Genomic DNA, 25,658 nt, shown 5'->3' with positions numbered 1-25,658 from the left:
AGTCAAGGGTGATACTGAACCTGCAGGCGTAAGCAATCAGATGCGCAAGTGCGCACTCATGTAGTCAATGAAAACGCGCAACTTGGGCGAGGCATAACGGCTGGCTGGCCACAGCATCCAGAAGACGACCTGACGGTCAATGTAATCATCCAGCACTGTGACCAGTTGGCCGCTTTCCAGCGCTTCGCGCACCAGGAAAGTCGGTAGAAAGGCAATGCCCCTGCCCCGGATTGCGGCATAGGCAAGAGGCTCGATCGTGTTCGACGTCATCGTGGCGGGCAGCACCAATTCAGCCTCGGAGGCTTCGAGCCGCAGCGGCCAACGCTCCAGCTTTCCCGTTGCGGGGAATTTGTGTTGCAGGCACAAATGACGTTCCAGTTCACGCGGATAAGTGGGTACACCCTGCCGCTTGAGATACGCGGGCGACGCCACCAGCACATGTGCGCAGGAACCCAGGCGGCGCGCGGTCAAGCGAGAATCGTTTTGCTCGCCGGTCCGAATCACCGCGTCGAACCCCTCCTCGATCACATCGACCATGCGGTCGCAAAAATCGATATCCAGTTCGACTTCCGGATACCGCTCCATGAACCCGTCAAAGGCCGGCATCATCAGGTCGCCCAGTAGCGGCGTGCCCACGCGAAGTCGTCCTCGTGGACTGCCAGCCAGGCCTGACAGTTCGGACTCGGCAGCGGTGACCTCGCTGAGGATGCGCCGGCATCGCTCAAGGAACAGGGTGCCCTCGGCCGTCAGCGTGATACTGCGTGTGCTGCGATGAAACAGCCGCACATGCAAGCGCTCCTCCATGCGGGCGATGGTTTTACCCACGGTCGAGGACGACACCCCCAACTGGCGGGCGGACTCGGTAAAGCTGCGCGTTTCGGCAACCTGCACGAAAATTGAGATGCCATTCAGACTTTCCATCACTTTTCCTGCCTGCTCCGGTAGACCCCCGCCAACAAGACGGGATTACGGAAAAAACATCCGAAATGTTCGGCATCGCGGGATATTTTTCTCCGCGAATTTTACGCCTACATTGGCCCCATCCCACCACTGATAGGTATCGTTGTCATGTCCAGATTGCATACGAGCATCCAGATAGGCCCACACCGGATTTCCCATCGCGTCGTTCTGGCGCCACTTACCCGTATGCGTGCCGAGCCGGGCGCAATCCCTGGCCAGTTGATGGCCGAGTACTACAGCCAACGTACCACCGCCGGTGGCCTGCTGATCGGCGAGGCCACTATCGCCGCCGCCAATGGTAATGGCTACCTCGGTGCTCCCGGTCTGTATGACGACAGCCAGATCGCCGGCTGGAAGCTCGTGACCGATGCGGTTCATGCCAAGGGCGGCAAAATCTTTCTGCAGCTCTATCATGCGGGGCGCCAGTCCAATGTCCTCTTGCAACCGGGCGGCGCCCAACCAGTGGCCCCTTCCGTCGTGGACCACGGCGGCCTCGCCTTCACCGAGACCGGCTGGACCCCCGGCTCCCCGGCGCGCGAACTGACCGTCACTGAAATCCGCGACCTGGTAGAAAGCTTCCGCGCCGCGGCCGAACGCGGTATCGCAGCCGGATTCGACGGAGTGGAACTGCACTCGGCCAACGGCTACCTGTTCGATCAATTCCTCCAGGACGGCAGCAACAAACGTACGGATATCTACGGTGGCTCGTTCGAGAACCGCAGCCGGTTCCTGCTCGAAGCAGTAGAAGCGGTGATCTCCGTCTGGGGCAGCAATCGGGTGGCGGTGCGCCTGGGGCCGAGCGGCAATTTCGGCGATATGTCCGACAGCGACCCCATTGGCCTGTTCACCTATGTCGCGCGCGAACTGAACAAGCTCGACCTCGCCTATCTGCACCTGATCGAGCCGCGCATCCTGGGTGTCGCCGAAGACGAGCGCCGCGACCAGAATCCGGTGGCGTCCCAACTCATCCGCCAGCACTACAAGGGCACCCTTATCGCGGCGGGCGGCTTCTCCGGTGAATCGGCCAACGCGATCCTTGAGGCCGGCGATGCAGACCTGGTCGCGTTCGGCCGCCACTTCATCGCCAACCCTGACTTGCCGGAGCGCCTGCGCAACGGCTGGCCGCTGAACCCGTACGACCGCGAGTCGTTCTTCGGTGGCACGGAAGCGGGTTACACGGACTATCCTTTCCATACCGAAGTTGCGTGATCATTTGCACCACTGGTAACTGGGGTCATAGTGCCCCAGCTGCCTCCCCTCAAAAAAAACACTCACCCAAGCAGCGATGCGCCAGCTTACTGTCCGTTTCACCGTAGCTTTTGCCAGCGGGGGCATTCTGACTGTTGGAGGGAGCTAACGCATGAAGGACCTTTTCTCCTACAGGCTTTTCACAAGGGTGGCGCGACTGGGCAGCTTTTCGGCCGCGGCACGCGAAGTGGGTCTTTCTCAATCCCAGGTCTCCAGGATTATCGCCGAGCTCGAAGCCGATCTCGGCACCCTGCTGCTGGCGAGATCGACACGTGCCGTCGTACCAACTGAAGCTGGGGCGGACTTTCTGGCTCGCATGGAACCCATCCTCGCCGCGGTGGAAGAAGCCGAGCAAAGCGTTCGCGGTGGCCTGGAGTTGCGTGGAGACCAGGACCATTGAGCTCGATGCGCACTTCTCGACCGACGAAAACGAGGGCGCTGTCGCAGCGGCAACGGCCGGGTTGGGGATCACCTCGACAACGGCATGGGCGTGTCGACGGGAGCTCGAAAGCGGTGAACTCGTCGCGCTGCTCACCGATTGGGAGACTGAATCCGTACCTGTTCATGCCTACTTCCCCCACGGCTCGCGGACCCGCAGAGCCGGCCGCGCCCTGATCGAACACCTTATCGCCAGCCTGCTTGACGATGCCGGCGGTGCTTATGCATCCGACGCATAGAAGATAGCCAGCCACAGCGTCTACTCCTATCCCGCCGAAGCTGCCAATTTAGCGACATACCCCGCGACGCAGCGGTCGAGCTGATCGACCTGGCAGCGTGGCGGACGCCCAGACTTTTCCGTTCAAGGAAATCCCTCATGCGCAAGACTGGCAACACGATCTTCATCACTGGCGGCGGCTCCGGCATCGGTCAAGGCCTGGCCGAAGCCTTCCACAAACTGGGCAATCGAGTGATCATCTCCGGACGGCGCAAGGAGAGACTGCAGCAAACACTCGACGCCAACCCCGGCATGGCCGCCATCGAACTCGACATCAACGACACGGCCAGCATCCAGGCAGCCGCGCAACAGCTCATCGCCAATGACCCTGAGCTCAATGTGCTGATCAACAATGCCGGCATCATGCTGCTCGATCATGCAGAAGGTCCGGTGGACGATGAGCTTGCCCTCTCGACCGTCACCACAAACCTGCTGGGTCCGATCCGCATGACCTCGGCGCTGGTCGAGCATCTGAAGGCCAAGCCGGATGCGGTCATCGTCAACGTCTCCTCGGTGCTCGGCTTCGTGCCAATGGCCGTGACGGCGGTCTATTCGGCGACCAAGGCAGCGTTGCACTCCTACACCTTGTCACAGCGCTACCTGCTGCGCGAACACGGCGTCCAGGTGGTCGAGATCGCACCACCATGGGTACGTACCGAGTTGCTCGACAGCAGCGAAGAGGAACGCGCCATTCCCCTCGACCAGTTCATCACAGAAGCGATGAAACAGTTCGAAAGCGGTGCCGACGAAATCCTCGTCGCTCCGGCCGAAGCCATGCGCGCCAATCCTGGCCCGAACGAGCATGCCTGGGTGAACGCGTTCAACGACATGATTGCAAACGGACCGGCTTTCGGCTGAGACCACAAGGCGATATTGGGCGGCCCTGCAGCCGCCGACCTTTTACATTGCAAGCAGGATCAGACCATGACTTCACGTACCCCCGCCGAGAACAAGGCCATCGTCCTCGAAGGCTTCGCAACCCTGTTCAATCGCAAGGATCTGGCTGCGGCCGAACGCTTCTGGTCACCCTCCTATATCCAGCACAGTGCCCATGTGCCCCCTGGTCGCAAGGGTCTGTTCGAACTGGTCGCCGCAGGATCGCCCGATATGCTTTACGAATGCCAGCTGGCGGTAGCTGAAGGCGACTTCGTCATGTTGCACGGTCGCTTCACTGGCCTCGGCCAACCGGCGAACTGGGTCGTGGTCGATATCCTGCGCCTTGAGGACGGCGTGCTGGTCGAGCACTGGGATGTGATTCAGGACGAGGCGAGGCGCGAAGGTTCCGCCGGCGGGTACCCTATGTTTGGGGATCAGTTCCCAGGCTAATGTTCCATACCACCTCGCCTGGCGTTCTGATTTACCAACCTCAAGCACTGTGCGCAGCCAAACAAGCGCATGAACCGGACTTTTTCGTCTAACGTCATTGGATGCGTTTGCATGATCCACTTCCTCTGAAAATGGAGTTCGACGATGAAAACAATCGCTTCCTGGCTGACGATTACGCTTTTTGGTCTGGTGCTTGGCGGCTGTGCCGCTGTGGGCGCCGGGAGCGGGGGCGCTGGCGAGATGGAAATTCGCTCGGGGAAAATCGAGCAGATTACACAGACCCAGATGCAGACCAATCACGATAGCGGCGTCGGTGCCATAATGGGGGGTATTGGCGGTCTGGCCCTGGGAAGCCTGATCGGCCAGGGTACCGGCCGGGATGTGGCCATGGTCGCCGGTGCCCTCGCGGGTGCGGCAGGCGGCAACTACGTCGAAAAGAAAAAATATGATCAGCCCGTGGACGCACAGCAGATCATCGTTCGCACCCAGAGCGGCGTACTGGTTCAGGTGACCCAGCCGATCAACCCGGTGCTGAGAAAAGGCATGAACGTGTATGTCGAGGGTGCCGGAAACGAAGCGCGGGTGGTGCCACAAAGCTAGGGGTGGCTACCGGATGTTGCGCAGCGGACAAATGAGCCGTCGTCACTTGCTGCGCAACATCATCATGTCGAGCAAGTTCGGTTGACACTCAATGACTGATGCACGACCTCAGGCCAGTTGCTGGCACCCCATGGATCTATGCGTCCTGTGGACCTAAACTGTGTGGTCCCTGCCCTCCTCGCCGATTGTTGAACGGGTTTCATGACTGAGCATGCCAAGTACCATCACGTGTCCGAAGTACCTGGCCTGGTGCTGGGGTCCGCACGTTTTGCGGATGTCGGCTTCGATCGTCATTACCACCTCGATTTCCACATCGGCTTTGTCACCGAAGGCATCCAGCGTCATCGATCGAAGGGCGAGTCGTTTCTTTTAGGTCCGGGAAGTGTTGCCCTGATGCCGCCGGGTGAAATCCACGATGGGATGTCCGAGGGCGGCGGCGCTTATACGCTCAAGACATTCCGTCTGTCCCAGGCGTTGGTCGCAAGCCTGTGCGAAGAGATCAGCGGTCAACCGAAGGAGCTTGAATTGGCCGGTGTGTTGCTCGAAGACCCCGGGCTTACTGGCAACCTGCTCGGGCTGCACGAAGCGATGCAGCAGGCCATTGGCCCCGGCAGCCTCGCGGTGCAGACGCAATGGTTCACCCTGCTTGAACACCTGTTGAGCCAGTCACGGGCGATCAAGCCCGAAACGATTACCGGCACACTATCGCCCCTGCAATGGTCTCGCGTCAGGGACTATTGTTTCAGCCACATCGATCAGCGAATCACCCTCGATGATCTCGCCGGACTCTGTGGGCTGGGCCGCTTCCCGTTTCTCAAGCAGTTCAAGCGGACCATCGGCATGACGCCCCACGCGTGGCTGCTTCGCCTGCGTCTCGAACGGGCCTGTGGCCTGCTGTCTGGCAGCGAGCAACCGATCATCGATGTCGCCCACGCCGTCGGCTTTTACGATCAAAGCCATTTCAACCGCGCCTTTCGGCAGGCATTCGGCGTCGCGCCATCGCGCTACAGGACTTAGTCCGTCGTCCACCAGGCGACCGTCAATTTTTTACAAGCGCAACAACCTTCCCTCTCCATAGGATGCGCCAATCCGGGCGAAACACCTTCGCCTGGGCAGCCGAGAACTGGATGATGAACGGTGAGACAAACAGACCGCCCGCGCTGGGCTTTTCAAGTGACAACATCGCCGGTGCATCGCCGGAGGTGGCACAAGCCCTCGTCAAACACAGCACGGGCCAGGCGAGTCCCTATGGCACCGACGAGTTGACGGCGCAGGTCCAGCGCAAGTTCTGCGAGATCTTCGAACGTGACGTTGATGTGTTACTCGTACCCACCGGCACCGCCGCCAACGCCCTGTGCCTGAGCGCGATGACGCCACCCTGGGGCAACATCTACTGCCATCCGGCCAGCCATATCAACAACGATGAATGCGGCGCGCCGGAGTTCTTTTCCAACGGCGCGAAGCTGATGACCGTCGACGGCCCGGCGGCCAAGCTGGATATCGTCCGACTGCGCGAGCGCACTCGCGACAAAGTCGGCGACGTACACACGACCCAGCCCGCCTGCGTCAGCATCACCCAGGCCACTGAAGTCGGCAGCATCTACACCCTGGACGAAATCGCAGCCATTGGCGACGTCTGCAAGTCCTCATCCCTGGGACTGCATATGGATGGGTCGCGCTTTGCCAACGCCCTTGTGTCGCTTGGCTGCACTCCGGCCGAGATGACGTGGAAGGCCGGCGTGGATGCGCTGTCGTTCGGTGCCACCAAGAACGGCGTGCTGGCGGCGGAAGCCATCGTCCTGTTCAACACCTCCCTCGCCACCGAGATGAGTTACCGGCGCAAGCGCGCAGGCCATCTCTCTTCCAAGATGCGTTTTCTGTCGGCGCAGATCGATGCGTACCTGACCGACGATCTCTGGCTGCGCAATGCACGCAAGGCCAACGCTGCCGCCCAGCGACTGGCGCAGGGACTTGCCGGCCTGAGCGGGGTTGAGGTGCTCGGCGGTACCGAGGCGAACATCCTGTTTTGTCGGTTGGACTCGGCAATGATCGATGCGCTGCTAAAGGCCGGGTTCGGGTTCTATCACGATCGTTGGGGACCGAACGTCGTTCGCTTTGTCACCTCGTTCGCCACCACCGCCGAGGATGTCGATCACCTGTTGAACCAGGCAAGACGTGCTGTTGACCGGCCACAAGAACGATAGTCGATGGCAGGTGGCGGCTGTGCTTGCTCTGGTTCCAATTCGCAGCCGCCACTACAGCGCTCGGCTTCTAAGGCTCGCGAAAAAGAACGATTCAGAACGGGCTGGCCGTTGGACGGACAATCAGTTCACTGACGTCCACATCGGCAGGCTGCTCGATGGCATACGCGATAGCGCGAGCAACGGCCATTGCAGGGATGGCGATCTTGCGGAACTCGCGCATCTCGGCCCGCCCGCCTTCATCGGAAATGCTCTCGGCCAATTCGGACTCGGTCACGCCGGGCGAAATCACCGTGACACGAATGTCCCCGCCGACCTCCTGACGCAATCCTTCCGAGATGGCGCGCACTGCAAACTTGGTCGCGCAGTAGACCGATGCCGTGGGGCTGACGGTGTAGGCGCCAATCGACGCGATATTGATGAACTGGCCTGATCGCTGTTTTTGCATCAAGGGCAAACCGGCCGCGATACCATGCAAGACGCCGCGAATATTGACGTCGATCATCTGATCCCATTCGGCGACCTTCAGTGCCTCGAGTTTCGACAGCGGCATCACCCCGGCGTTATTGACGATCACATCGACCCGGCCATGCAGGTCCAGGGCAAAATCGACAAACCCTTGAACATCGGCTCGCCGGGTGACATCCAACGCCTGAAAGTGGGCACTTCCACCGCTGGCGTTGATCTCGGCACAGAGTATTTCGAGGCGCTCCGTACGACGTGCGCCGAGTACGACATGCGCGCCCTTGCTGGCTAACAGACGTGCGGTCGCTTCGCCTATACCGCTGCTCGCGCCCGTGATCAGAACGACTTTTTTCGAGATGTTCGACATGACCCTGATTCCTCACTTGAGTGCCTGGTGACGCGAGAGCGGTGTCTCGCTGCCAGTCCAGAGTAGGGATAATGCCGGTCAGCCAGTTAGTCAGATCCTTCCGACAACTTGCCTGATCCTGTCGGGGATCGTGCCAGGTATCAACGACGGCGCTTCATTTTTGAATTCGCCGAGCGCGGCAGGAAACTTCACGGATACCCGGTTAATATTGGCCGATACGTTCGAGGAAACAGGCATGAAAATCGGCGTCATCTCCGACACCCACGGCTTGCTCCGCCCCGAAGCCATTGCCGCCCTGCAAGGCTGTGATCGCATCCTTCACGCGGGCGACATCGGCAGCGCGGCGATCCTCGACCAATTGGCCGCAATCGCGCCGGTGGATGCGGTGCGTGGCAACAATGACCTGGACGCACCCTGGGCGCGGGAGTTGCCCGATTGTCTGCGCCTGGAGCTCAACGGCTGGACGGTTCTGCTGGTGCATGACATCGCCGACGTGGCGGCCGATCCTGATGACGGTATCAAGCTGGTGATCACCGGTCATTCGCACAAACCGTGCATCGACTGGCGCGGTGAACGGCTGTTCCTGAATCCAGGCAGCGCCGGACGTCGCCGCTTCAAATTGCCTGTCACCCTGGCGTTGCTGGAAGTGGTTGGGCAGTCAATCGAACCGCAGCTGGTGTCGCTGCTCGACTGACTCGCCCTTCAACCGTTCGATTCACGACTCGTCGGCAACCACCCTCACTCGGTGGCAGTCGGACGGTCCAAGTTTTTGACCGCTCAAGGAGCGAACTTCAATCGGCATCAGGGACTGGCCGTACTCATTGTCCAGCAACACCGAACGGGTCTCGTCCCGCGTGAACAGGAACCGTTCGCCCCACTGCCTCATACTGACCACCACTGGAAAGATCTCCCGTCCTTTTTCCGTCAGGACGTATTCCTTGTAGGCACTTCCATCCGACGCAGGTTGAACGTCGAACACACCGACCTCAACCAGCGTCTTCAGGCGCGATGCCAGAATGTTCCTGGCCACCCCCAGGCTTTTTTGAAATTCGCTGAATCGGCGAATGCCGTCAAATGCGTCGCGAATGATCATGAGCGACCAACGATCCCCAATGGCTTCCAGTGTTCGTGCTACCGGGCATTCGCTGCCTTGCGATGAAGGGTCTACGACCATCGTGTTTACCTTTTGGATAAGGACAGCCAGGTCTGTCGTCTGGCCTTGAGCAACGTGGTTGCAATTTGAAACCTGATTCGATAACAATTGAATCAGGTTGCTAATTGAAACCAGTTTAGCGCCACGGAGGCTCACGTGAAAGCAGATACCGATTCAGCCACCCATCCTTTCGTCGCGCAGACTTCGGGGCTTTCTGCGCAACTCACGTTTCTGTTTTCTGTCACCTGTGCGCTTGCCGTCGCCAACGTCTACTTCGCACAACCCTTGCTCGATTCAATGGCCCGGAGCCTGGATGTTGCCCCATCAATGATCGGGTTTGTGGTGACGGCGACTCAAGTCGGTTACGCGCTGGGGTTGCTGTTCATCGTCCCTCTGGGCGACTTGTTGAACCGTAAAGGGCTGATTTTGACGCAAATGCTGCTGTCTGCGATTGCGCTGGCGGGAGTCGGCGCCGCACAGCAATGGCTGACTCTGTTGGGGACCATGATCGCTGTGGGTTTGCTGGCAGTGATGGTTCAAGTGCTGGTGGCCTGCACCGCCGCGCTGGCAACGCCGTCACAGCGCGGCCAGGCTGTGGGGACCGTCACCAGCGGCATTGTCCTGGGCATTCTTCTGGCGCGGTTCACCTCCGGGCTGATCGCCGATCTGGCGGGCTGGCGCGCCGTGTATTTCGTTTCCTCGGGATTGATGCTGACCCTCGCTGCGGTGTTCTGGAAAGTCTTGCCTCCCGCAGCGACGCCACGCAGTCGATACACCTACCCGGCACTCATCCGCTCGCTCTTCATGCTGTTCATGACCGAACCGGTGTTGCGAACCAGAGGCCTGTTGGCCTTGCTGATCTTTGCCGCTTTTTCCGTGCTATGGACATCCATGGTGCTGCCGCTGAGCGCCCCACCGCTGTCGCTATCACACACGGTCATCGGCCTGTTTGGCCTGGCGGGCGTCGCCGGCGCCCTTGCTGCCAGAAGATCCGGTCGCTGGGCCGACCAGGGGCTGGGGCAACGCGTCACCGGCATTTCGCTGGCGATCCTGACGCTGTCCTGGCTGCCCATCGCCTTTGCACAAACATCACTGATCGCGCTGGTTGGCGGGGTGGTCTTGCTCGACTTCGCGGTGCAAGCCGTACACGTCACCAACCAGAGCCTGATTTTCGCGGCCCGGCCCGACGCGCAAAGTCGCATGGTCGGCGCCTACATGTGCTTTTACTCGGTGGGCAGCGCGCTGGGTGCCGCCGCCGCGACGCAGGTGTATGCGCTATGGGGCTGGATTGCCGTCAGCCTGCTGGGCGCCTTGATCAGTGCGACTGCCCTGGTGCTGTGGTTTCTCACATTTCATTTCTCAACGAACCATCAAGGAAGATCCCTATGAAAGCCCGGACTGCTCGGTTCTGTCACGATGTTCAATGAGAACCTGTCGCTCAATAAAATCATTGCAGTTGTTTTTAAGTACGCTGCCCTTCAGTAAATCCCCGCCCGCACCGAGCGCCTGACCTCAGCCTGTATGGCATAAGCCGGCGCCTCTACCGCATTGAAATCCTGCGTATACCGTTGGGCAAATCCCAGCACCCCCCACTCCTGATACTGCTGCACATGTTTGAGTTCGTGAGCCCAGAGCGCGATGTCCTGTTCTGCGGATTGCGCGTCCCGGAACAGGATGATGTCGATCAGCGTCACGGCACCGACATCGGGGTTTTGCAGCATGGCGGTGGCGGCGTTGAATTGGCCGTCGTCGATGATTTTGTAGCGCGCGGTATCGAGGACTCCGGGCTCGTACCAATGCAGCAGCTGCTCGCGGATGTGCGGTGGAATGGGTTGGGTGCCGGCGTTCGCTGTTTCAGCACGGGCCTGGGTCAGCCACAACGCCAGGGCAGGCGCCGCGATCTGGTCGATGCCATCAGGCACCACGTCCGGCAGGCAGATGCAGCCATCCAGGCACACTGGCTTCTCGCCAGCCGGGCAGTCGTTGGTCTGGGCCGGCACTTCAAGCGCCAGGCAAAGAATCAGCAGCGCCAGCAGGCGCGTGATGATGGGCGACATTGGACTCTCCAGGTCGCGGACAGTGGTGAACCCCTAGCGACCGAGCAGTGAACTGGCCAACAGTGCCTTCAAGCTCATCGGCTTGGCAAAATGATAACCCTGGGCCTGCCCTGCCCCGATTTCACGCAGCAACTCCAGCGTCGCTTGATCCTCGACGCCTTCGGCCACCACACTCAGGTCCAGCGATTCGGCCATCCGTACAATCGCCCGGACGATCGCGCGACTGCGGGGGCTGGTGGTCAGTTCGAAGATAAACGACTTGTCGATTTTCAAGCCGCTGAAACGGTATTGATGCACATAGCTCAGGGATGAAAACCCTGCGCCGAAGTCATCGAGCACCACTGACATGCCGTTGTCGGCCAGTTGTTGCATGGTCTGTCGGGCAATCGCGGGCTCGGCTACCAGTGCCCCTTCGGTCAACTCCAGGCAGATTCGCGATGGCGAAACCCGGTGCTGCGCCAACAGTGCCAGCACCTCACCGGCGAATTCGGGACGGGTCATGCTGTAGCTGGAGCAATTGACATGCACCGGTGGCCAGTCGGCGTGTTCGGGCTGTGCGAGGATTGCGGCAATGCTGGCGAGCATGTACAGGTCCAGTCGACCGATCAGGCGCAACCCCTCGACATCCGGCAGGAACTCGCCCGGTGCGATCACCCGGCCGCCCGGCTGGTGCCAGCGGATCAGCGCTTCAAGGGCCAACAGTTCGCCGGTGTCGACGCTGACGATCGGCTGGAAATACGGCAGCAGTTCGTCGGTGCGTTTGAGTGCGTTGCGCAAGGCCCCTTCTCGCTCGACCTGGTCCGAGACTTCACGGCGCACTTCCTGGTTGAACACCGCGTAGCTGTCGCGCCCGGCACTCTTGACCCGGTACATCGCCGCATCGGCATCGCGCAGCAAGTCAGCGGGCTCGTGATGGAACTGACTGTCGGCGCTGACGATGCCGATACTGCAGGACGAAAAAACCTCATGGCCATTGATGAAGAACGGCAGGTCGAATGCCACCAGGATCCGTTCGGCGATTTCAATCACCACCTCCAGCGACGCCTCGGGCGCCAGCACCGAAAACTCGTCGCCCCCCAGGCGCGCCAACATGTCGGTGTCGCGCAGGCAACCGCGCAAACGGTGGGCGGCCTGCATCAACAGCAGGTCGCCAAAATGGTGGCCGAGGCTGTCGTTGACCATCTTGAAGCGGTCGAGGTCGATGAACATCACCGCCAGGGGCCCGGCTTCGCGGCCGAACCGCAACCAGGCCAGGTTGAGGCGCTGCTGCAGATAGGTGCGATTGGGTAGCCCGGTCAGCGCATCGTGAGAGTTTTCGTGCTGCAACTTGGCATTGGCGTGATCGAGTTCGCGGGTGCGGCTCTGCACCCGGGCTTCGAGCTTGAGGTTGGCGGCATGAATCGCTTCGGCGGCCGTGCGTCGCGACAACGCCGTGTCTATGTGCCGCGACACGAAGGTCAGCAGTTCCTGGTCGCGCAGGGTATAGCGCACCTGCGAGGTATAGCTTTGCACCGCCAGCACACCGCGCACCACGTCGTCTTCGAACAAGGGAATGCCCAGCCAGGAGAAGGAGCGCACAGACTCATGGGCAATTTCGATTTCACCTTGCGCGGACAATCGTTCAGCCTCCACGACGTCAATCAGGCAGGGGCGGCGCTGACGGATGACGTACTCGGTCAAGCCCCGGCGCCCTCGGCGTGCCGCCGGGCAGGTCGTCTGCCGTTCATCCACATAATAGGGAAACGTCACTTCGCCGGTCGCGTCGGCAAACAGCGCAATGTAGAAGTTCTGCGCGAACAGCAGCTCACCGACGATGCCGTGCAGGGTCCGGAACAACTCGGCCATGTCACCCGGCTGGCTCGACAGTTCTGCAATCTGGAACAGCGCGCTTTGCAGATGTTCGGCACGCTCTCGGTCTGTGACTTCCTGGCGCAATGCGTCGTTGACTGCCGAAAGCTCCAGGGTGCGACGCAACACCGTTTCTTCCAGGTCCTCCCGGTGCAGAATCCGGTCCAGCGCCATGGCCACGTGGCGGGCGACCACCAGGAACAGCGCGCGGTCTTCAGCGCTGTAGACACGAGAAACGTCGTAGACCTGCATCGCCAGCATGCCAAACACCTCGTCCGAGGCATTTTTCAACGGTGCGCCCATCCAGAACTCGGGACGATCACCCACGCAGTGGAAACGGTTCTCGACCTGGGCCGCGAGAATACCGGCGGCATCGATCAACAACGGCTGGCCGGTGGTCAACACCTGGCCCGTCAGCGACAGGCGCGAGGGGTCAAGGTATTCGTAGTTTTCGGACTCCAGGGCATCAACGTCGATGATGTCGACGTAATACGGGTAGTCGATCTTGCCAGTGTGCGGGTTATACAACGCGAGATAGAAGTTCTCGGCGTCGATCAGGCTGGCCAGCAGCCGGTGAGCCCCCACCAGGAACTCTGACCGGTCACGGGTCGAGCTGGCCAGATAGGTAATTTCATACAGCACACGCTGAGTGATCTGCGCACGGGCCAGGGTATTGGTCTGTAGCTCAATGCCCAGGCGCTGGGCAAGTTCAGCAAGCGCCGGTTCTGCAGCATCGGCGACCGGCGCGAGCAGCCAACCGAGCTCACTTTCGCCCCTGCCGGTGGGCCAGCGATGCAGGTTCGAAGCCAGGCAAAAGGCTTCAAACTCGTCATTCGCAACGCTTGAAGGCCAGTGTCCCCGTGGGTCGCCCTGACCAACCCGATGCAACTGTTCACCGGCGCGGTAAAACACCCACGCGGTGGTGTGGGCCCAGTTGCGCGCCGAATCCAGCAGTTGTCCGATCCTGTCCTCGTTGCCGGGGCAAGACACGCCGACAGTATCCGGGTTCCCTGGGGGGTGAAATGCGGCAACTGCGTCATTGCTCGATTGCCGCGGAGAGCCGGTCAATGTACGAAAACTCATCAGCGCTCCCTGAGCCAAAACGGCTGAAACTCACTGGCTGATTGCTTGCAATGTGCCATTTGGCTTTCCGTTTAAAGCTTATGGCGGCTTTTTTCAATGATTTTATTCACTTTAGTGCCAGGTATGAGACGGGCCACTAATTATTCGCGGTGTGTAGTCCAGACCTGGCTTCCATCGCTCGAAGTCAACGTATCAATCGTCGTTGTCATCGCGATCACGGTAGCGACGGTGATCGCGATCATAGTCACTGCGATCATAGCCACGACGATCATAGTCACGGTCATAACCTCGGTCATCGTCCCCTCTCTGGTCGTAACCACGTCGATGGTCATGATCGTGATATCGCCCGTACCGTTCTCCGTCATCCCAATGCGGGCCGCAGCCTCCCAACAAGACGGCGCTGGAAATGGCCACGATCAAGATTACTGCGCGATTCATAAAAACGTCCTAAACGTCGGAGGTATGGAAGGGGCATGGCTGCTCGAAACTTTCATCCGGGCAGTGTTCAGCCATGGCTATGACCATTCGGTAACCCGATGATTCCTCTGTTAAATACAAACAAGTGATGGTCACTCTCCCCATCGAATGCCCGCCGAGACAGCCCGGGCCTGTCATCAATAGCCAAGGGGCTGTCGTCGAATGAAAAGCGCCCCTGATATGGGGGCTATCTAATGGCAGTACTGAAAAGGTCTCTGGCGAAGAGCAGACGTAAGCGACTGCTGCGCCTGAGTCACGAGTTGCCTGGTACGCCAGGCAGGAGAATAACAATATGAAATTCGTGAAAAGTCTTCTGGCTGCTGTACCCCTCATGGCGCTGGCCATCGATGCCCAAGCCTATGTATCGAGCCAGGAAGCCGCCCGGCTGGGCACCAGCCTGACGTGGGTGGGAGCCGAAAAGGCCGGTAATGCCGACGGCTCCATTCCGCCCTACAACGGTGGCCTGACCACGGCCCCTTCCAGTTTCAAGACCGGCGACAGCATGCGCCCGGACCCCTTTGCGGGCGAAAAACCGCTGCTGGTGATCAACGGCAGGAACGTCGACGCGTACAAAGGCATGCTGACCGCCACCACAGTGGCGTTGGCCAAGCGCTACCCCGACTTTCGCATCGACGTCTATCCGACCCACCGCACCGCATCGCTGCCACAGGCGATACTGGACAACAGCCGCAAGAATGCCACCAACGCCAGGTCCCTCAACGGCGGGATTGCCATCGACAATGTGATGCCCGGGGTGCCTTTCCCGATCCCGCAATCCGGCGCCGAAGCGATGTGGAATTTCCTGCTGCGCTACCAGGGCGTCAACATCCATTCCAAGTACGACTCCTGGAGCGTCGACACGGCGGGCGTACCGAGCCTGGCGGTCACCGGCGAGGCATTCATCTCCTTCCCGATCTACGAGAACCTGTCGAAGCCGTTCAACAGCTCCGACATCTACTATCAGTTGAAACTGTCCTATACCGGACCTGCGCGCCGAGCCGGCGAGTCGATCATGCTCAAGAACGCCACCAACCCGACGCAGTTCCCTGGCCGCGCCTGGCAGTACATGCCTGCCCAGCGCCGGGTCAAACAGATTTCGATCCTGGCCTACGACACCCCCAACCCCGGTACCGCCCGTGCGCTCGAGCTGTACGACTGGACGCTGGTCGGCAAGCAGGAAATGATCGTGCCCTACAACACGTACAAACTTACCTACGCTCGCGCTGCCAAGTCGCTGACCACGCCCAACTTCATTGCCCCGGACTTCGTACGCTGGGAAAAGCACCGGGTCTACGTCGTGGAGGGCAACCTCAAGCCTGGGGCGAAGCACATCTACCAGAAGCGCCGCTTCTACCTGGATGAAGACACCTGGGCCGCGGTGGCCTCCGATCAGTACGACACCCGTGGCCAGCTATACCGTGGCTCCTTCGCGTTCTTCAGCCAGAGCTACGACCAGCAGGTCCCGGACGCCACTCCTTTCATGACTTACGACCTGTCGAAAGGCACCTATAACATCAATGGCGTGGTGGGCCCGCATGGCGGTATCCGCTACATCGAGCCGCTATCGACGGCGCAGTGGGTGCCAGAGTCCATGGCGGGTGCTGGTATCCGCTAGGTCCGTAACGACTTTCGAGACGGCAGAAATCGTCCCGAAGTAGCCGGTCAAATGTAACGAGGGGATCTGGTCATTCAAAGCCGCGAAGCGGCTTCGACTTGAAGGAAGGGGTCGACCACGTCTACGCAGTCCGACCTGAATCAGCTCTCAGAGGCGATCGTTGACTCGTCACTGGTTTGTGCAGCCAGCTTCAATCGGTCCGCTTTACTGATGTAGGTCGACTTGCTCTTCGGTGCCAATTTGGCACTGGCCTTTTTGGCCTTAGCCTTGAACAGCTGCTTTAGTTTCTTTTGACGGTTCATGTTGTTCTACTCAGCCTGTAATTCTTGAATGATATCAGCTTGAGACATTTAACCGATTCAACTTTGCGGCTCCATGATCCTGAGCCAGGGCCAGCGAGCCTGATAACTTCTCGCCTTCTGATCGAACAGCTCTGGCTTGGAATTTTTTGGATTGATCCGAAGTAACCCGTGCTCTGTGTCGGCCAGGCCGTTGGGCGCATAGATCTCGCCAGTTTCGATGTCCAGGCCAATGCAGGTGCCGGCAACCAGGTAGCGATCAATCCCGTCTTTTGCCGACTCAAGCCTTGGATAATCCCCGCCAAAGCGCTGGCCGTACCACAAGTGGACGCGAGCCTGATTCTTGATCTCAATGTTCACGTCGAGGTCCTGGAACAGACGCTGACCTGATTGGATGACCTCATTCTCTGCTTCCCACGACAGGTCATCATCGAAGTAAAAGACGTCGTAATCCTTCACGCCCCACTCTGGCGGTCGCTGAGCCTGATGATTCCAGACGGCCTGGAACAGGCAACCGGCCGTGAGCAGGCATTGGTTCAAACCGAGCTCAGGCAAGCGAGTGGAAATTTCTACGTTTACCGGATTGGTCATTGCGATCCTGACCAGGCTTTCGACAGTCAATGTCATTTTCGTCCCTTCTGATTGATCTGATCCTGGCGACCGACAATACCTCGACGCTTTTCAGATTTGCGAAAAAATCGCCCGTTTCTCTCCCTCGGCCAATCTGGCGCGAATCCTGCCTCATTCAACGGCATGAAGTCGGTACTGACTATGTGGGTGACACTTTTGAAGTGAACCACCTCAGGGCCAACCCCGATAATCGATAGCTTACTGACGAATTGTCGAGGTCAAGCATGACGAACGCAACTATGGAACAAGTCAGCCCGCAAACGCTGAGAAGAGTGATTGTGGCCGCCGGCATCGGCAATTTCGTCGAGTGGTTCGACTTTGCCGTCTACGGTTTTCTGGCCACGACCATCGCCCAGCAATTCTTCCCCAGCGGCGATGCCAGTGCCGCGCTGCTCAAGACCTTTGCGGTATTCGCCGTGGCCTTTGCGTTTCGGCCCCTTGGCGGGATTTTCTTCGGCATGCTGGGCGACAGGATCGGCCGCAAGCGTACCCTCGCGATGACCATTCTGCTGATGGCCGGTGCCACGACCTTGATCGGTCTGCTGCCTACTTATGCGGCGATCGGGGTCATGGCGCCGATCCTTCTGTCCCTGATCCGTTGCGCCCAAGGCTTTTCCGCCGGCGGAGAATACGCAGGCGCCTGTGCCTACCTGATGGAGCACGCACCGAGTGATAAACGCGCCTGGTACGGCAGCTTCATTCCGGTGTCGACATTTTCCGCCTTTGCCGCAGCCGCCGTGGTGGCCTACGCGCTCGAGGCGTCATTGCCGGCCGAAGCAATGGGGAGCTGGGGCTGGCGCCTGCCGTTCCTGATTGCCGCGCCCCTGGGCCTGGTGGGGCTTTACCTGCGCTGGAAGCTCGATGAGACACCGGCATTCCAGGCGGTGACGCAGGAACATGCTGTCGCACACTTTCCACTCAAGGAAACCTTGCGCAACCATGGTGCGGCAATCTGTTGCCTGGGCGCTTTTGTGTCACTCACGGCACTTTCGTTTTACATGTTCACCACCTACTTCGCGACCTACCTGCAAGTCGCCGGTGGCCTGAGTCGCGCAACAGCCTTGCTGGTGTCACTGATTGCATTGCTGTTCGCTGCGGCAATCTGCCCGCTGGCCGGGCTGTATTCGGACCGGGTCGGACGGCGAATCACGGTGATGACCGCTTGTGCGCTGTTGATCGTGGTCGTGTATCCATCGTTCCTGATGGCCAGCTCCGGGTCGTTCGCCGCGTCCATCGTCGGCGTCATGCTCCTGGCGATTGGCGCGGTGTTGTGTGGCGTGGTGACCGCGGCCTTGCTCTCGGAAACCTTCCCTACCCGTACTCGATACACCGCCTCGGCTATCACCTACAACATGGCGTACACCCTTTTCGGCGGCACCGCGCCGCTGGTGGCGACGTGGCTGATCAGCACCACCGGCAGCAACCTGTCGCCGGCGTTCTACCTGATTGCGATTGCATTGCTCGCATTGGCGGGCGGGCTGGCATTACCGGAGACTTCAAGGATTTCCCTGCATGACGTTGCGGCGCAGGAGAAAGCCGAAGGCTTGGGCGCATCCGCCTGAAAACACGAAACGAGCCGGCAGAACAGGCAGCAATCGGCCACAATGTGGCCCAGCCGCGACACCCCATCACCGAAACGGGGGTTGGGTATCGCTTCATTCCTTGCCGGACTGTTCGCGCGCGTAAAGCGTCACTGAGGCGCGCAGCTTGTTGCCGCCGAAAACACACATCTTGTCGAACGCCTTGTGACTGACGGGTAGATGCTGGCAGTCGAGTGCCTGACGGTGCTGACTGTGATCGATGTCCGGGTCATGCAGGTAGACGAAGTCTTCATCGTAGTCAGTGACAATGACCCAGTGCGGGGCTTTGGAGCGGGTCAGACGGTAGCTGCTGATCAACACCAGGGGCTGACCACCGGCCTTCAGCGTGAGCGCCAGATCCAGCTGGTTGCTGCTGACATGCTCCACATCGCTGTGCCGAAGTTCCATGCAGAACTCTTCGTGTACCAGGCGAATGACCTCCTTTTTATGTTCGTCGCGCACCCCGTCGAGAAATAGCGGGCCGGCGATACTGACCTGCAGGCGCACTCGAAACCCTCGGCGCCAGGCCGCCAATGCCAATCCTTGGGGACTGCACCCGCCGTGTCCCGACGTCATGAACACCGTCGTGGCTTCACGCCAGATTTGCAGTTCGTCCCTGCGCTCGATCAAACGATCGGGTTGCAACGCCCTCATGGCCATCAAGAGGCACGCCGGGCCGCAGGTAAACTCAGTGGTTTGTTGGTAGTAAGGCACCTGGAATTCACGGCTTTCGCGATGTTGCAGAATGCGCTTCTCCAAACGCAACGCATGCGCATGGTCTTCGTAATAGTCGTGAACCACAGCGAAACGTCGGTAACCGTTACGCTCATAAAGACTGATAGCGACGGGATTATCCGGGCGCACTTCCAGTCGCAGGTAGGCGCAGTCGTGAGCGCGAGCGCAATCTTCCGCCTGATCCAACAGCTGTTTTCCAAGACCGAGGCCGCGACTGTGGGTGGCGATAGCGATTGAATACAGACGCGCCAAAGAGGTGCCACGGTGAAACAGGACCAGACAGTAGCCCATCAGTTGGCTCCCGTTCTGCGCAACGATCAGGCTGGCATGGGCTCGGCTGATCATCCACTGGAAACTGCGCGGAGTCAGTCGATCAGAGGTAAAGCATTGGTTCTCCAGTTCCAGCAGAGACTTCAGATCATCCTGTGTAGCATTGCGAAATAACAGACTCATGGCCCCACCGTAAAAGTTGCGTAACGAAACGAGACTTTTTAAAAGTACCGTGCTTAATAGATAAGGACTTGTTCTCCAACGGACCTTTTCATATGTCAGCGGTACAGGGTGGCTTGCGTGAAGTATCAGAGCAAAATCGGTTAGCGGCAATATCAAACCTGACTTATTTACCGGAGGCACCGGGAAGATCCAGCCAGGTGATTATTATTGTTGAACGAAAAGAAGACTGGGCCTCTTACTTCCCATCAGAGGATGTGATGAGTGCGCAGGAGTACCTGGAACAGCCTCTTGAAATCGAAGCCGGCAAGCGCGTCCAGGTTATTAATCTGTGCCGAAGCTACAAGTATCTGGGGCACGGGTATTACTGTTCACTGCTGGCAGAAGCACGCGGCCATAAAGTTATTCCGTCTGTGCGTACTATCAGCGAACTTACCAAAAAATCACTGTATGGCCTGGCGCTGGATGATCTGGGCAAAACACTGGACAAAGCACTGAACAACCATATTTACAGTAATACCGAAGGATTCACGCTTACCTTGTACTTCGGTAAAACCAACCTTGAACCATTACAGGATCTGGCGCGGCAAATCTTTGAAATCTTCCCATGCCCGATCCTCCTGGTAGAGTTCCGTAAAAGTAATAGTTGGCGGATCGACGGAATAAAGTCCGGCGTCTTGCAAAAGTTGCGCGAAGACCAGGAAGATCAGTTTTCCAACTCGCTGGACAGCTTCAGCCGCAAGATATGGCGTATGCCACGTTCACCCCGCGTGGCCCGCTACGACCTGGCCATTTTGCATGACTCGCAAGAAGCGCTGCCGCCTTCCAATGCCAAGGCCCTGGAGAATTTTATCCGGGTCGGCAAAGGCTTGGGTATTGATGTCGATCTGATCGAAAAGAAAGACTATTCACGAGTCGCCGAGTATGACGCCCTGTTGATTCGCGAAACCACCAGCGTGGATAACCACACCTATCGCTTCGCCAAGAAGGCGGAAAGCGAAGGTCTGGTAGTGATGGACGATCCCGCTTCAATCCTGCGCTGTACCAATAAGGTTTACCTGACTGATCTACTCAAAAGCCATCAATTGGGTATGCCGGCAACCGAGATTCTCTACAAGGAACGACCGGAAGACTTCGAGCGAGTGGGTGAACGCCTGGGCTTCCCATTAGTGCTGAAGATTCCCGATGGCTGCTTTTCCCGGGGCGTAATCAAGGTCGAAAGCCAACAGGTACTGCTCGAAGCCACCGCTGAGCTATTCGAACACTCTGTGCTGCTACTGGCTCAGGAGTTCTTTTACACCGAGTACGACTGGCGCATTGGCGTGCTCAACCGCAAACCGATTTTCGCCTGCCAGTACTTCATGTCCAAAGGTCACTGGCAGATCTACAACCACAAAGCCAAGGGCCAGGACATCAACGGCGAATGCCGCACGCTGGCGGTTCACGAAGCTCCCCGGGCGGTGGTCGAACTGGCGGTGAAGACAGCCAACCTCATTGGTGATGGTTTGTACGGGGTCGACCTGAAACAGTCGGGGGATAAGGTGGTGGTAATCGAGGTCAATGACAACCCGAACATGGACGCGGGCATCGAAGACGCTTACTTGCAGGACGACCTGTATTGCCTGGTTCTGGAAGAGTTCATTCGCCGTCTCGAGCTGAAACGTCGTGGCCAGGCGTGGTAAACGCATGCTCCGATACCAGCTTGCATGACACTGATTTTTCCAAGTCGATAACGCCATAGGTCAGACGTGATCAAGAGTTTTCAACTCGCCAATGGGGCGCTGGTATCGGTTGAACACCTCGATACCGATGTGATGTTGTTCAGTAATCCCGATGCGGCAGAACGGGATCTATTGCGCAGCGATTTCAAACTGGATGATCACGCGCTGGCTTCGGCGCTGGACCCGGACGAAGTTTCACGCATCGAATTCCATCCGGATAACCTGTTCTTGATCTGGAAGCGTCCAGAGAGTTACTCGGGCGGAGATAGCCTGGCCTTCGAGGTCTCGTCGTTCGGCTTGCTGTTCTCTCAATCACGCTTGCTGGTAATCGCGACTGACGATTCCCAGTTGAGTGGCCTGGGGCAGCGGCTCCCCTTGCACACACCGCAGGATGTGCTGCTGGACATACTGTTCAACAATCTCCACCACTACCTGGGTCACCTCAAAGTGATCAAGATGGTGGCTCGCGAGTTGCAGCAGAAGTTCAACGCCTCGATGGAGAATCGGCATCTGATCCAGATGTTTAATCTGAGCGAAAGCCTGATCTATTACATCAATGCGATTCACAGCAATGGTGCTGTCCTGACCCGGCTGCGCAATCATGCAGAAAAAGAGCACTTCAGCGTCGAGGCGATCGCGCTGATCGACGATCTGATCATCGAGAACACCCAGTGCAACAAACAGGCGGAAATCTACTCCAGAGTGTTTGCCGGCTTGATCGATGCACGCGGCAACTTGATGAACAACACCATGAACAACCTGCTGCGCAAACTGACGTTGATCAATGTGGTGTTCCTGCCTCTCAACCTGATTGCCAGTATTGGTGGCATGTCAGAGTTCAGCATGATGACTTCCGCCGTCCCCTGGTGGGTTGCCTATCCGCTTTTTCTCACGGGAATGCTGGTTGCAGGGGGCCTGATGGTCCTCGCGCTCAAGCGTCTGACGCGGGGTTCATCCAGCATGAATGGTCCGCATTGAACGCGGCGGCTTCGAACTTCTCGCGCCGCCCCCTGCCCCCTCGGATACTCGATGACTCTTTACATCTCAACCTGTGTGCCCAGCTCAATCACCCGATTCAACGGCAACTTGAAGTACCTCAGGTTGCTATTGGCGTTCTTCAGCAAAAACGCGAACAGGCCTTCTCGCCAGCGGGCCATACCTATTCGTTTGGTCGGGATCACCGTCTCTCGGCTGAGGAAATAGGTCGTGCGCATTGGACTGAAATCCAGCTCAGACAAATGACAGAGACTCAACGCCAAGGGGACATCGGGCTCCTCGATAAAGCCAAAGTGCAGACTGACCCGGAAGAAGCCTTCACCATAGGCCTCAACCTCGAACCGCCGTTCAGCACTCACGCGAGGGCTGTCTTCAGACACTACTGTGAGCAATACCACTTGCTCATGCAAAACCTGGTTATGCAGCAGGTTGTGCAAAAGTGCATGAGGAACAGCATCGGCCCTGGCCGTCAGAAACACCGCCGTGCCTTGCACTCGATGGGGAGGTTGCGTACGGATGCTGCCGATGAACAGCGGTAGAGGCAGCGCGGTTTCATCCAGCCGTTCAACAATGATCTTGCGGCCCCGTTTCCAGGTGGTCATCAAAATGAACAGGCCAATACCGGCAATCACCGGGAACGCACCGCCCTGGAAAATCTTTGGTGCGTTGGCCGCGAAGTACAGGCCATCGACCAGCAAAAATCCCAGCAACATTGGAATGGCCAACCAGCGCGGAGTTTTCCATAGGAGCAGGACCACCGCCGAGGACAGGATTGTTGTGATCAACATGGTCCCCGTCACCGCGACACCATAGGCTGCGGCCAACGCACTGGACGACTCGAAACCGATGACCAGCAGAACAACACCGACCATCAATGCCCAGTTAACCGTGCCAATGTAAATCTGTCCCTGCTCCTGACTGGAGGTGTGCTGGATAAACATGCGGGGGACATACCCAAGCTGGATGGCCTGGTGAGTCAGGGAAAATGCGCCGGAGATCACGGCTTGAGAAGCGATGATGGTCGCCAGTGTGGAGAGTGCGACCATCGGCAGCAGGGCCCAGCCCGGTGCGAGCAAATAAAATGGATTGCGCACCGCCTCCGGATTCTCGAGGATCAAGGCACCTTGGCCAAAATAATTGAGTACCAGTCCTGGCAACACCAATATGAACCACGCGCGGGCAATGGGCTTGCGACCGAAGTGCCCCATGTCGGCATACAGTGCTTCGGCGCCCGTCAGCGCGAGTACCACTGCACCAAGGATGGCCACACCGATTCCCGGATGAGCGATAAAGAAATGCGCTCCCCAGTATGGATTGAGCGCTTGCAGTACTTCCGGCCGCTGCAAAATCCCGTAGATCCCCAGCGCACCCAGCACTACAAACCACAGCACCATCACTGGGCCGAACAAGATACCGATGCGTGCCGTACCGTGTTTCTGTATCAAGAACAGCGCCACCAGCACGATCACTGACAAGGGCACAACCCAGTGCTCGATTCCGTCAAACGCCAGCTGTAGTCCTTCAACCGCAGAGAGCACCGAAATAGCCGGGGTAATCATGCTGTCCCCGTAAAAAAGTGCCGCACCGAAGAGGCCAAGCAGAACGAGTATTTTACTCATGTGCGGATAAGGTGTGGCCGCGCGGCGGGCTAACGCCGTCAACGCCATGATGCCGCCTTCGCCCTGATTGTTGGCACGCAGAATAAACAGCACGTATTTGATCGAGACCACCCAGATCAGCGACCAAAAGATCAACGACAGAATGCCCAGCACGCCGTCGTGATTGGCCTGAACGCCGTAGTGGCCGGAAAAGACTTCTTTCAGCGTGTAGAGGGGGCTGGTACCAATGTCCCCGTAAACCACTCCAACGGCGGCGACGAGCAAGCCCACTCCTGACGTTCTGGATGGGGAATCTGCATGCGCACTGGTCACATTTTCACTCAAGGGTCGCTTCTCTCAAATTGCGGGGGGAGAAAGTTCACGCCATCCTTGGGCGATACATTGCCAGCGTCATTAGAAACGCAGACGCATGGACGGTCTGAAAAATCGCGGCCAGTATCGTTGCGGACAAAACCGCCTACCGTAAAGAATGCGTAAAAATTAAACGGTGAGCGGACTCGCGAAGAAGTCGGCCGCCAGTGGCCCGATGACGCGTGCGAATGCGCGCGCTCTGGAAGGCCGCCCGCAGGCGGCCTTTGATTCACGATGGCATCAGGGCAATGCATAGACCCTGAACAGTCTCTTCACGGTAAGGTTGCTCCCGCCCAGATACTGGTCGTAGGCCTTTTCTACAAAGCCCGAGTAATAGGCTTCACTCAGGGCCGTATCGACCAGCAAGCGGAAGTCTTCGTCGTTGCGATCCACGATCATCGCCACCGGCGAGTACTCGAAGATGCGGTCCAGGATCATCAGGTTTTTGGCCGCACCTTCCTTGGCGATTTCGTTGCGCAGCAGCATGCGTTCGGAGAAGAAGGCATCGGCCTTGCCCTCGGCGACCAGCTTGACGCCTTCGTCGTTGTTGGCCACGGTCACCAGCGAGGCGATCACGTTGAGCAGACGCATCTGCTCGCGAATCCAGTCTTCGGTCACGCCCCCTTCCAGGGTCGCGTAGGTTTGGTTGGCCAGGCCGTTGTTGATGCTGGCACGCCAGGTCGGGCCGGCATTGGCGACCTTGCCATTGAGCACATTGAGCAAGGGTTCGCCAGCATCGTTGCGCACCACCACCGAGAGGCCGGCGGTGTAGACCGGTATGGAGTAGCTGATCATCTTGCGCCGTTCCAGGGTAGGCGCTGTCGGCGTGCAGAGGATATCAACCTTGCCCTGGCTCACGGCACTGACCTGGTCCGAAACCGTTACGGGCTGATAGTGCACTTGCAGGTCAGGCAGGCCCAGTTCGCTCTTGAGCTTGTCAGCGACTTTCAGGCACAGGTCGATGGCATAACCGCTGGCCTTGTCGCCCTCCTGTTTGCTGAAAGGGGCCAGGTCAGGCAGGTAGCCCAGGGTAAAGGTGTGGCTGCTGCGCACGCGTTCGAGGGTGTTGGCTCCGGCCACTAGCGGCAGCGTCGAGAGTGCGAAGGCCAGCAGCAGTCTGGTGGTTGTGGCAAATGGTACGTTCATGTCCGGTTTCCCCGTA

25 protein-coding genes are annotated in these 25,658 nt (G+C 58.8%); 14 read left to right on the top strand and 11 right to left on the bottom strand.

What is annotated here, in order from left to right:
• Positions 1 to 36 precede the first annotated feature (36 nt).
• Positions 37 to 921, bottom strand: coding sequence for a LysR family transcriptional regulator (locus AC3IP0_RS13525; protein WP_489327641.1), 885 nt, complete (start codon positions 919 to 921; stop codon positions 37 to 39).
• 147 nt (positions 922 to 1,068) lie between these two features.
• On the opposite strand from AC3IP0_RS13525, the gene AC3IP0_RS13520 reads away from it, so the two are divergent.
• The 8 genes from AC3IP0_RS13520 to AC3IP0_RS13485 all read left to right on the top strand — a co-directional run bounded on the left by AC3IP0_RS13520 (position 1,069) and on the right by AC3IP0_RS13485 (position 7,053).
• Complete coding sequence (locus tag AC3IP0_RS13520) at positions 1,069 to 2,169, top strand: alkene reductase (RefSeq protein WP_489327640.1); 1,101 nt, start codon at positions 1,069 to 1,071, stop codon at positions 2,167 to 2,169.
• Between the two features lie 151 nt (positions 2,170 to 2,320).
• Entirely contained in the window at positions 2,321 to 2,608 is a 288-nt protein-coding gene (locus AC3IP0_RS13515) for a LysR family transcriptional regulator (RefSeq protein ID WP_489327639.1), read from the top strand.
• On the top strand, positions 2,589 to 2,885 hold the full coding sequence (locus tag AC3IP0_RS13510) for a LysR substrate-binding domain-containing protein (RefSeq protein WP_489327637.1): 297 nt from the start codon (positions 2,589 to 2,591) through the stop codon (positions 2,883 to 2,885). Before AC3IP0_RS13515 ends, AC3IP0_RS13510 begins: the two co-directional genes overlap by 20 nt.
• Before the next feature lie 137 nt (positions 2,886 to 3,022).
• Complete coding sequence (locus AC3IP0_RS13505) at positions 3,023 to 3,781, top strand: SDR family oxidoreductase (RefSeq protein WP_489327636.1); 759 nt, start codon at positions 3,023 to 3,025, stop codon at positions 3,779 to 3,781.
• Between the two features lie 66 nt (positions 3,782 to 3,847).
• Positions 3,848 to 4,249, top strand: a complete 402-nt coding sequence (locus AC3IP0_RS13500) for a nuclear transport factor 2 family protein (RefSeq protein ID WP_489327635.1) — start codon at positions 3,848 to 3,850, stop codon at positions 4,247 to 4,249.
• Between the two features lie 144 nt (positions 4,250 to 4,393).
• On the top strand, positions 4,394 to 4,849 hold the full coding sequence (locus tag AC3IP0_RS13495) for a glycine zipper 2TM domain-containing protein (protein ID WP_489319699.1): 456 nt from the start codon (positions 4,394 to 4,396) through the stop codon (positions 4,847 to 4,849).
• Positions 4,850 to 5,050: 201 nt separating this feature from the next.
• On the top strand, positions 5,051 to 5,866 hold the full coding sequence (locus AC3IP0_RS13490) for an AraC family transcriptional regulator (protein ID WP_489327633.1): 816 nt from the start codon (positions 5,051 to 5,053) through the stop codon (positions 5,864 to 5,866).
• 113 nt (positions 5,867 to 5,979) lie between these two features.
• Positions 5,980 to 7,053, top strand: a complete 1,074-nt coding sequence (locus tag AC3IP0_RS13485) for a threonine aldolase family protein (protein WP_489327632.1) — start codon at positions 5,980 to 5,982, stop codon at positions 7,051 to 7,053.
• Between the two features lie 91 nt (positions 7,054 to 7,144).
• On the opposite strand, the gene AC3IP0_RS13480 is transcribed toward AC3IP0_RS13485, so the two are convergent.
• Positions 7,145 to 7,882: an SDR family oxidoreductase gene (locus AC3IP0_RS13480; protein ID WP_489327630.1), complete on the bottom strand. Its 738-nt coding sequence runs from the start codon at positions 7,880 to 7,882 to the stop codon at positions 7,145 to 7,147.
• 235 nt (positions 7,883 to 8,117) lie between these two features.
• Here AC3IP0_RS13480 and AC3IP0_RS13475 point away from each other — a divergent pair, with 235 nt between their 5' ends.
• On the top strand, positions 8,118 to 8,576 hold the full coding sequence (locus AC3IP0_RS13475) for a metallophosphoesterase family protein (protein WP_489327628.1): 459 nt from the start codon (positions 8,118 to 8,120) through the stop codon (positions 8,574 to 8,576).
• Positions 8,577 to 8,597: 21 nt separating this feature from the next.
• Here AC3IP0_RS13475 and AC3IP0_RS13470 read toward each other — a convergent pair whose 3' ends face one another.
• On the bottom strand, positions 8,598 to 9,056 hold the full coding sequence (locus tag AC3IP0_RS13470) for a winged helix-turn-helix transcriptional regulator (RefSeq protein WP_489319694.1): 459 nt from the start codon (positions 9,054 to 9,056) through the stop codon (positions 8,598 to 8,600).
• 135 nt (positions 9,057 to 9,191) lie between these two features.
• On the opposite strand from AC3IP0_RS13470, the gene AC3IP0_RS13465 reads away from it, so the two are divergent.
• Complete coding sequence (locus tag AC3IP0_RS13465; protein ID WP_489319693.1) at positions 9,192 to 10,424, top strand: MFS transporter; 1,233 nt, start codon at positions 9,192 to 9,194, stop codon at positions 10,422 to 10,424.
• 89 nt (positions 10,425 to 10,513) lie between these two features.
• Here AC3IP0_RS13465 and AC3IP0_RS13460 read toward each other — a convergent pair whose 3' ends face one another.
• The 3 genes from AC3IP0_RS13460 to AC3IP0_RS13450 form a co-directional block, all read right to left on the bottom strand.
• A complete protein-coding gene (locus AC3IP0_RS13460; RefSeq protein WP_489319692.1) occupies positions 10,514 to 11,092 on the bottom strand; it encodes an eCIS core domain-containing protein in 579 nt (192 codons plus the stop codon).
• Positions 11,093 to 11,125: 33 nt separating this feature from the next.
• Complete coding sequence (locus AC3IP0_RS13455) at positions 11,126 to 14,023, bottom strand: sensor domain-containing phosphodiesterase (protein ID WP_489319691.1); 2,898 nt, start codon at positions 14,021 to 14,023, stop codon at positions 11,126 to 11,128.
• Positions 14,024 to 14,215: 192 nt separating this feature from the next.
• Positions 14,216 to 14,461: a hypothetical protein gene (locus AC3IP0_RS13450; RefSeq protein WP_008053401.1), complete on the bottom strand. Its 246-nt coding sequence runs from the start codon at positions 14,459 to 14,461 to the stop codon at positions 14,216 to 14,218.
• Positions 14,462 to 14,792: 331 nt separating this feature from the next.
• On the opposite strand from AC3IP0_RS13450, the gene AC3IP0_RS13445 reads away from it, so the two are divergent.
• The gene (locus AC3IP0_RS13445) at positions 14,793 to 16,115 is read left to right on the top strand and encodes a DUF1329 domain-containing protein (RefSeq protein ID WP_489319689.1); all 1,323 of its coding nucleotides are present in this window, start codon (positions 14,793 to 14,795) and stop codon (positions 16,113 to 16,115) included.
• Positions 16,116 to 16,255: 140 nt separating this feature from the next.
• Here AC3IP0_RS13445 and AC3IP0_RS13440 read toward each other — a convergent pair whose 3' ends face one another.
• Both AC3IP0_RS13440 and AC3IP0_RS13435 read right to left on the bottom strand, forming a co-directional pair.
• On the bottom strand, positions 16,256 to 16,417 hold the full coding sequence (locus tag AC3IP0_RS13440; protein WP_489319688.1) for a DUF2986 domain-containing protein: 162 nt from the start codon (positions 16,415 to 16,417) through the stop codon (positions 16,256 to 16,258).
• A gap of 57 nt (positions 16,418 to 16,474) precedes the next feature.
• Positions 16,475 to 17,041 carry a nucleotidyltransferase family protein gene (locus AC3IP0_RS13435; protein ID WP_489319687.1) on the bottom strand — a complete coding sequence of 189 codons (567 nt, stop codon included), beginning with the start codon at positions 17,039 to 17,041 and terminating at the stop codon, positions 16,475 to 16,477.
• A 227-nt stretch (positions 17,042 to 17,268) separates the two neighbouring features.
• On the opposite strand from AC3IP0_RS13435, the gene AC3IP0_RS13430 reads away from it, so the two are divergent.
• Positions 17,269 to 18,606: an MFS transporter gene (locus AC3IP0_RS13430; RefSeq protein WP_489319686.1), complete on the top strand. Its 1,338-nt coding sequence runs from the start codon at positions 17,269 to 17,271 to the stop codon at positions 18,604 to 18,606.
• Positions 18,607 to 18,699: 93 nt separating this feature from the next.
• On the opposite strand, the gene rimI is transcribed toward AC3IP0_RS13430, so the two are convergent.
• Positions 18,700 to 19,812: a ribosomal protein S18-alanine N-acetyltransferase gene (rimI, locus tag AC3IP0_RS13425; protein ID WP_489319685.1), complete on the bottom strand. Its 1,113-nt coding sequence runs from the start codon at positions 19,810 to 19,812 to the stop codon at positions 18,700 to 18,702.
• Between the two features lie 92 nt (positions 19,813 to 19,904).
• Here rimI and AC3IP0_RS13420 point away from each other — a divergent pair, with 92 nt between their 5' ends.
• Together AC3IP0_RS13420 and AC3IP0_RS13415 are read left to right on the top strand one after the other, a co-directional pair.
• Positions 19,905 to 21,491 carry a RimK family ATP-grasp domain-containing protein gene (locus AC3IP0_RS13420; RefSeq protein WP_489319684.1) on the top strand — a complete coding sequence of 529 codons (1,587 nt, stop codon included), beginning with the start codon at positions 19,905 to 19,907 and terminating at the stop codon, positions 21,489 to 21,491.
• Positions 21,492 to 21,557: 66 nt separating this feature from the next.
• On the top strand, positions 21,558 to 22,508 hold the full coding sequence (locus tag AC3IP0_RS13415) for a magnesium transporter CorA family protein (RefSeq protein WP_489319683.1): 951 nt from the start codon (positions 21,558 to 21,560) through the stop codon (positions 22,506 to 22,508).
• A 59-nt stretch (positions 22,509 to 22,567) separates the two neighbouring features.
• On the opposite strand, the gene AC3IP0_RS13410 is transcribed toward AC3IP0_RS13415, so the two are convergent.
• Together AC3IP0_RS13410 and AC3IP0_RS13405 are read right to left on the bottom strand one after the other, a co-directional pair.
• Positions 22,568 to 24,469, bottom strand: a complete 1,902-nt coding sequence (locus AC3IP0_RS13410) for a potassium transporter Kup (RefSeq protein ID WP_489319682.1) — start codon at positions 24,467 to 24,469, stop codon at positions 22,568 to 22,570.
• Between the two features lie 267 nt (positions 24,470 to 24,736).
• Entirely contained in the window at positions 24,737 to 25,642 is a 906-nt protein-coding gene (locus tag AC3IP0_RS13405) for an amino acid ABC transporter substrate-binding protein (protein WP_489319681.1), read from the bottom strand.
• Positions 25,643 to 25,658 lie beyond the last annotated feature (16 nt).

This window comes from Pseudomonas sp. GL_103 (genome assembly GCF_057835175.1).
Note: the sequence above shows the minus strand (reverse complement) of the source record. Positions and strands in the feature narration are given on the sequence as shown.

Bases quoted from the DNA above. Each gene is read 5' to 3' on its own strand.
- AC3IP0_RS13525 (WP_489327641.1), bottom strand. From the start codon at position 921: ATGGAAAGTCTGAATGGCATCTCAATTTTCGTGCAGGTTGCCGAAACG.
- AC3IP0_RS13520 (WP_489327640.1), top strand. From the start codon at position 1,069: ATGTCCAGATTGCATACGAGCATCCAGATAGGCCCACACCGGATTTCC.
- AC3IP0_RS13515 (WP_489327639.1), top strand. From the start codon at position 2,321: ATGAAGGACCTTTTCTCCTACAGGCTTTTCACAAGGGTGGCGCGACTG.
- AC3IP0_RS13505 (WP_489327636.1), top strand. From the start codon at position 3,023: ATGCGCAAGACTGGCAACACGATCTTCATCACTGGCGGCGGCTCCGGC.
- AC3IP0_RS13500 (WP_489327635.1), top strand. From the start codon at position 3,848: ATGACTTCACGTACCCCCGCCGAGAACAAGGCCATCGTCCTCGAAGGC.
- AC3IP0_RS13495 (WP_489319699.1), top strand. From the start codon at position 4,394: ATGAAAACAATCGCTTCCTGGCTGACGATTACGCTTTTTGGTCTGGTG.
- AC3IP0_RS13490 (WP_489327633.1), top strand. From the start codon at position 5,051: ATGACTGAGCATGCCAAGTACCATCACGTGTCCGAAGTACCTGGCCTG.
- AC3IP0_RS13485 (WP_489327632.1), top strand. From the start codon at position 5,980: ATGAACGGTGAGACAAACAGACCGCCCGCGCTGGGCTTTTCAAGTGAC.
- AC3IP0_RS13480 (WP_489327630.1), bottom strand. From the start codon at position 7,882: ATGTCGAACATCTCGAAAAAAGTCGTTCTGATCACGGGCGCGAGCAGC.
- AC3IP0_RS13475 (WP_489327628.1), top strand. From the start codon at position 8,118: ATGAAAATCGGCGTCATCTCCGACACCCACGGCTTGCTCCGCCCCGAA.
- AC3IP0_RS13470 (WP_489319694.1), bottom strand. From the start codon at position 9,056: ATGGTCGTAGACCCTTCATCGCAAGGCAGCGAATGCCCGGTAGCACGA.
- AC3IP0_RS13460 (WP_489319692.1), bottom strand. From the start codon at position 11,092: ATGTCGCCCATCATCACGCGCCTGCTGGCGCTGCTGATTCTTTGCCTG.
- AC3IP0_RS13455 (WP_489319691.1), bottom strand. From the start codon at position 14,023: ATGAGTTTTCGTACATTGACCGGCTCTCCGCGGCAATCGAGCAATGAC.
- AC3IP0_RS13450 (WP_008053401.1), bottom strand. From the start codon at position 14,461: ATGAATCGCGCAGTAATCTTGATCGTGGCCATTTCCAGCGCCGTCTTG.
- AC3IP0_RS13445 (WP_489319689.1), top strand. From the start codon at position 14,793: ATGAAATTCGTGAAAAGTCTTCTGGCTGCTGTACCCCTCATGGCGCTG.
- AC3IP0_RS13440 (WP_489319688.1), bottom strand. From the start codon at position 16,417: ATGAACCGTCAAAAGAAACTAAAGCAGCTGTTCAAGGCTAAGGCCAAA.
- AC3IP0_RS13435 (WP_489319687.1), bottom strand. From the start codon at position 17,041: ATGACATTGACTGTCGAAAGCCTGGTCAGGATCGCAATGACCAATCCG.
- AC3IP0_RS13430 (WP_489319686.1), top strand. From the start codon at position 17,269: ATGACGAACGCAACTATGGAACAAGTCAGCCCGCAAACGCTGAGAAGA.
- rimI (WP_489319685.1), bottom strand. From the start codon at position 19,812: ATGAGTCTGTTATTTCGCAATGCTACACAGGATGATCTGAAGTCTCTG.
- AC3IP0_RS13420 (WP_489319684.1), top strand. From the start codon at position 19,905: ATGTCAGCGGTACAGGGTGGCTTGCGTGAAGTATCAGAGCAAAATCGG.
- AC3IP0_RS13405 (WP_489319681.1), bottom strand. From the start codon at position 25,642: ATGAACGTACCATTTGCCACAACCACCAGACTGCTGCTGGCCTTCGCA.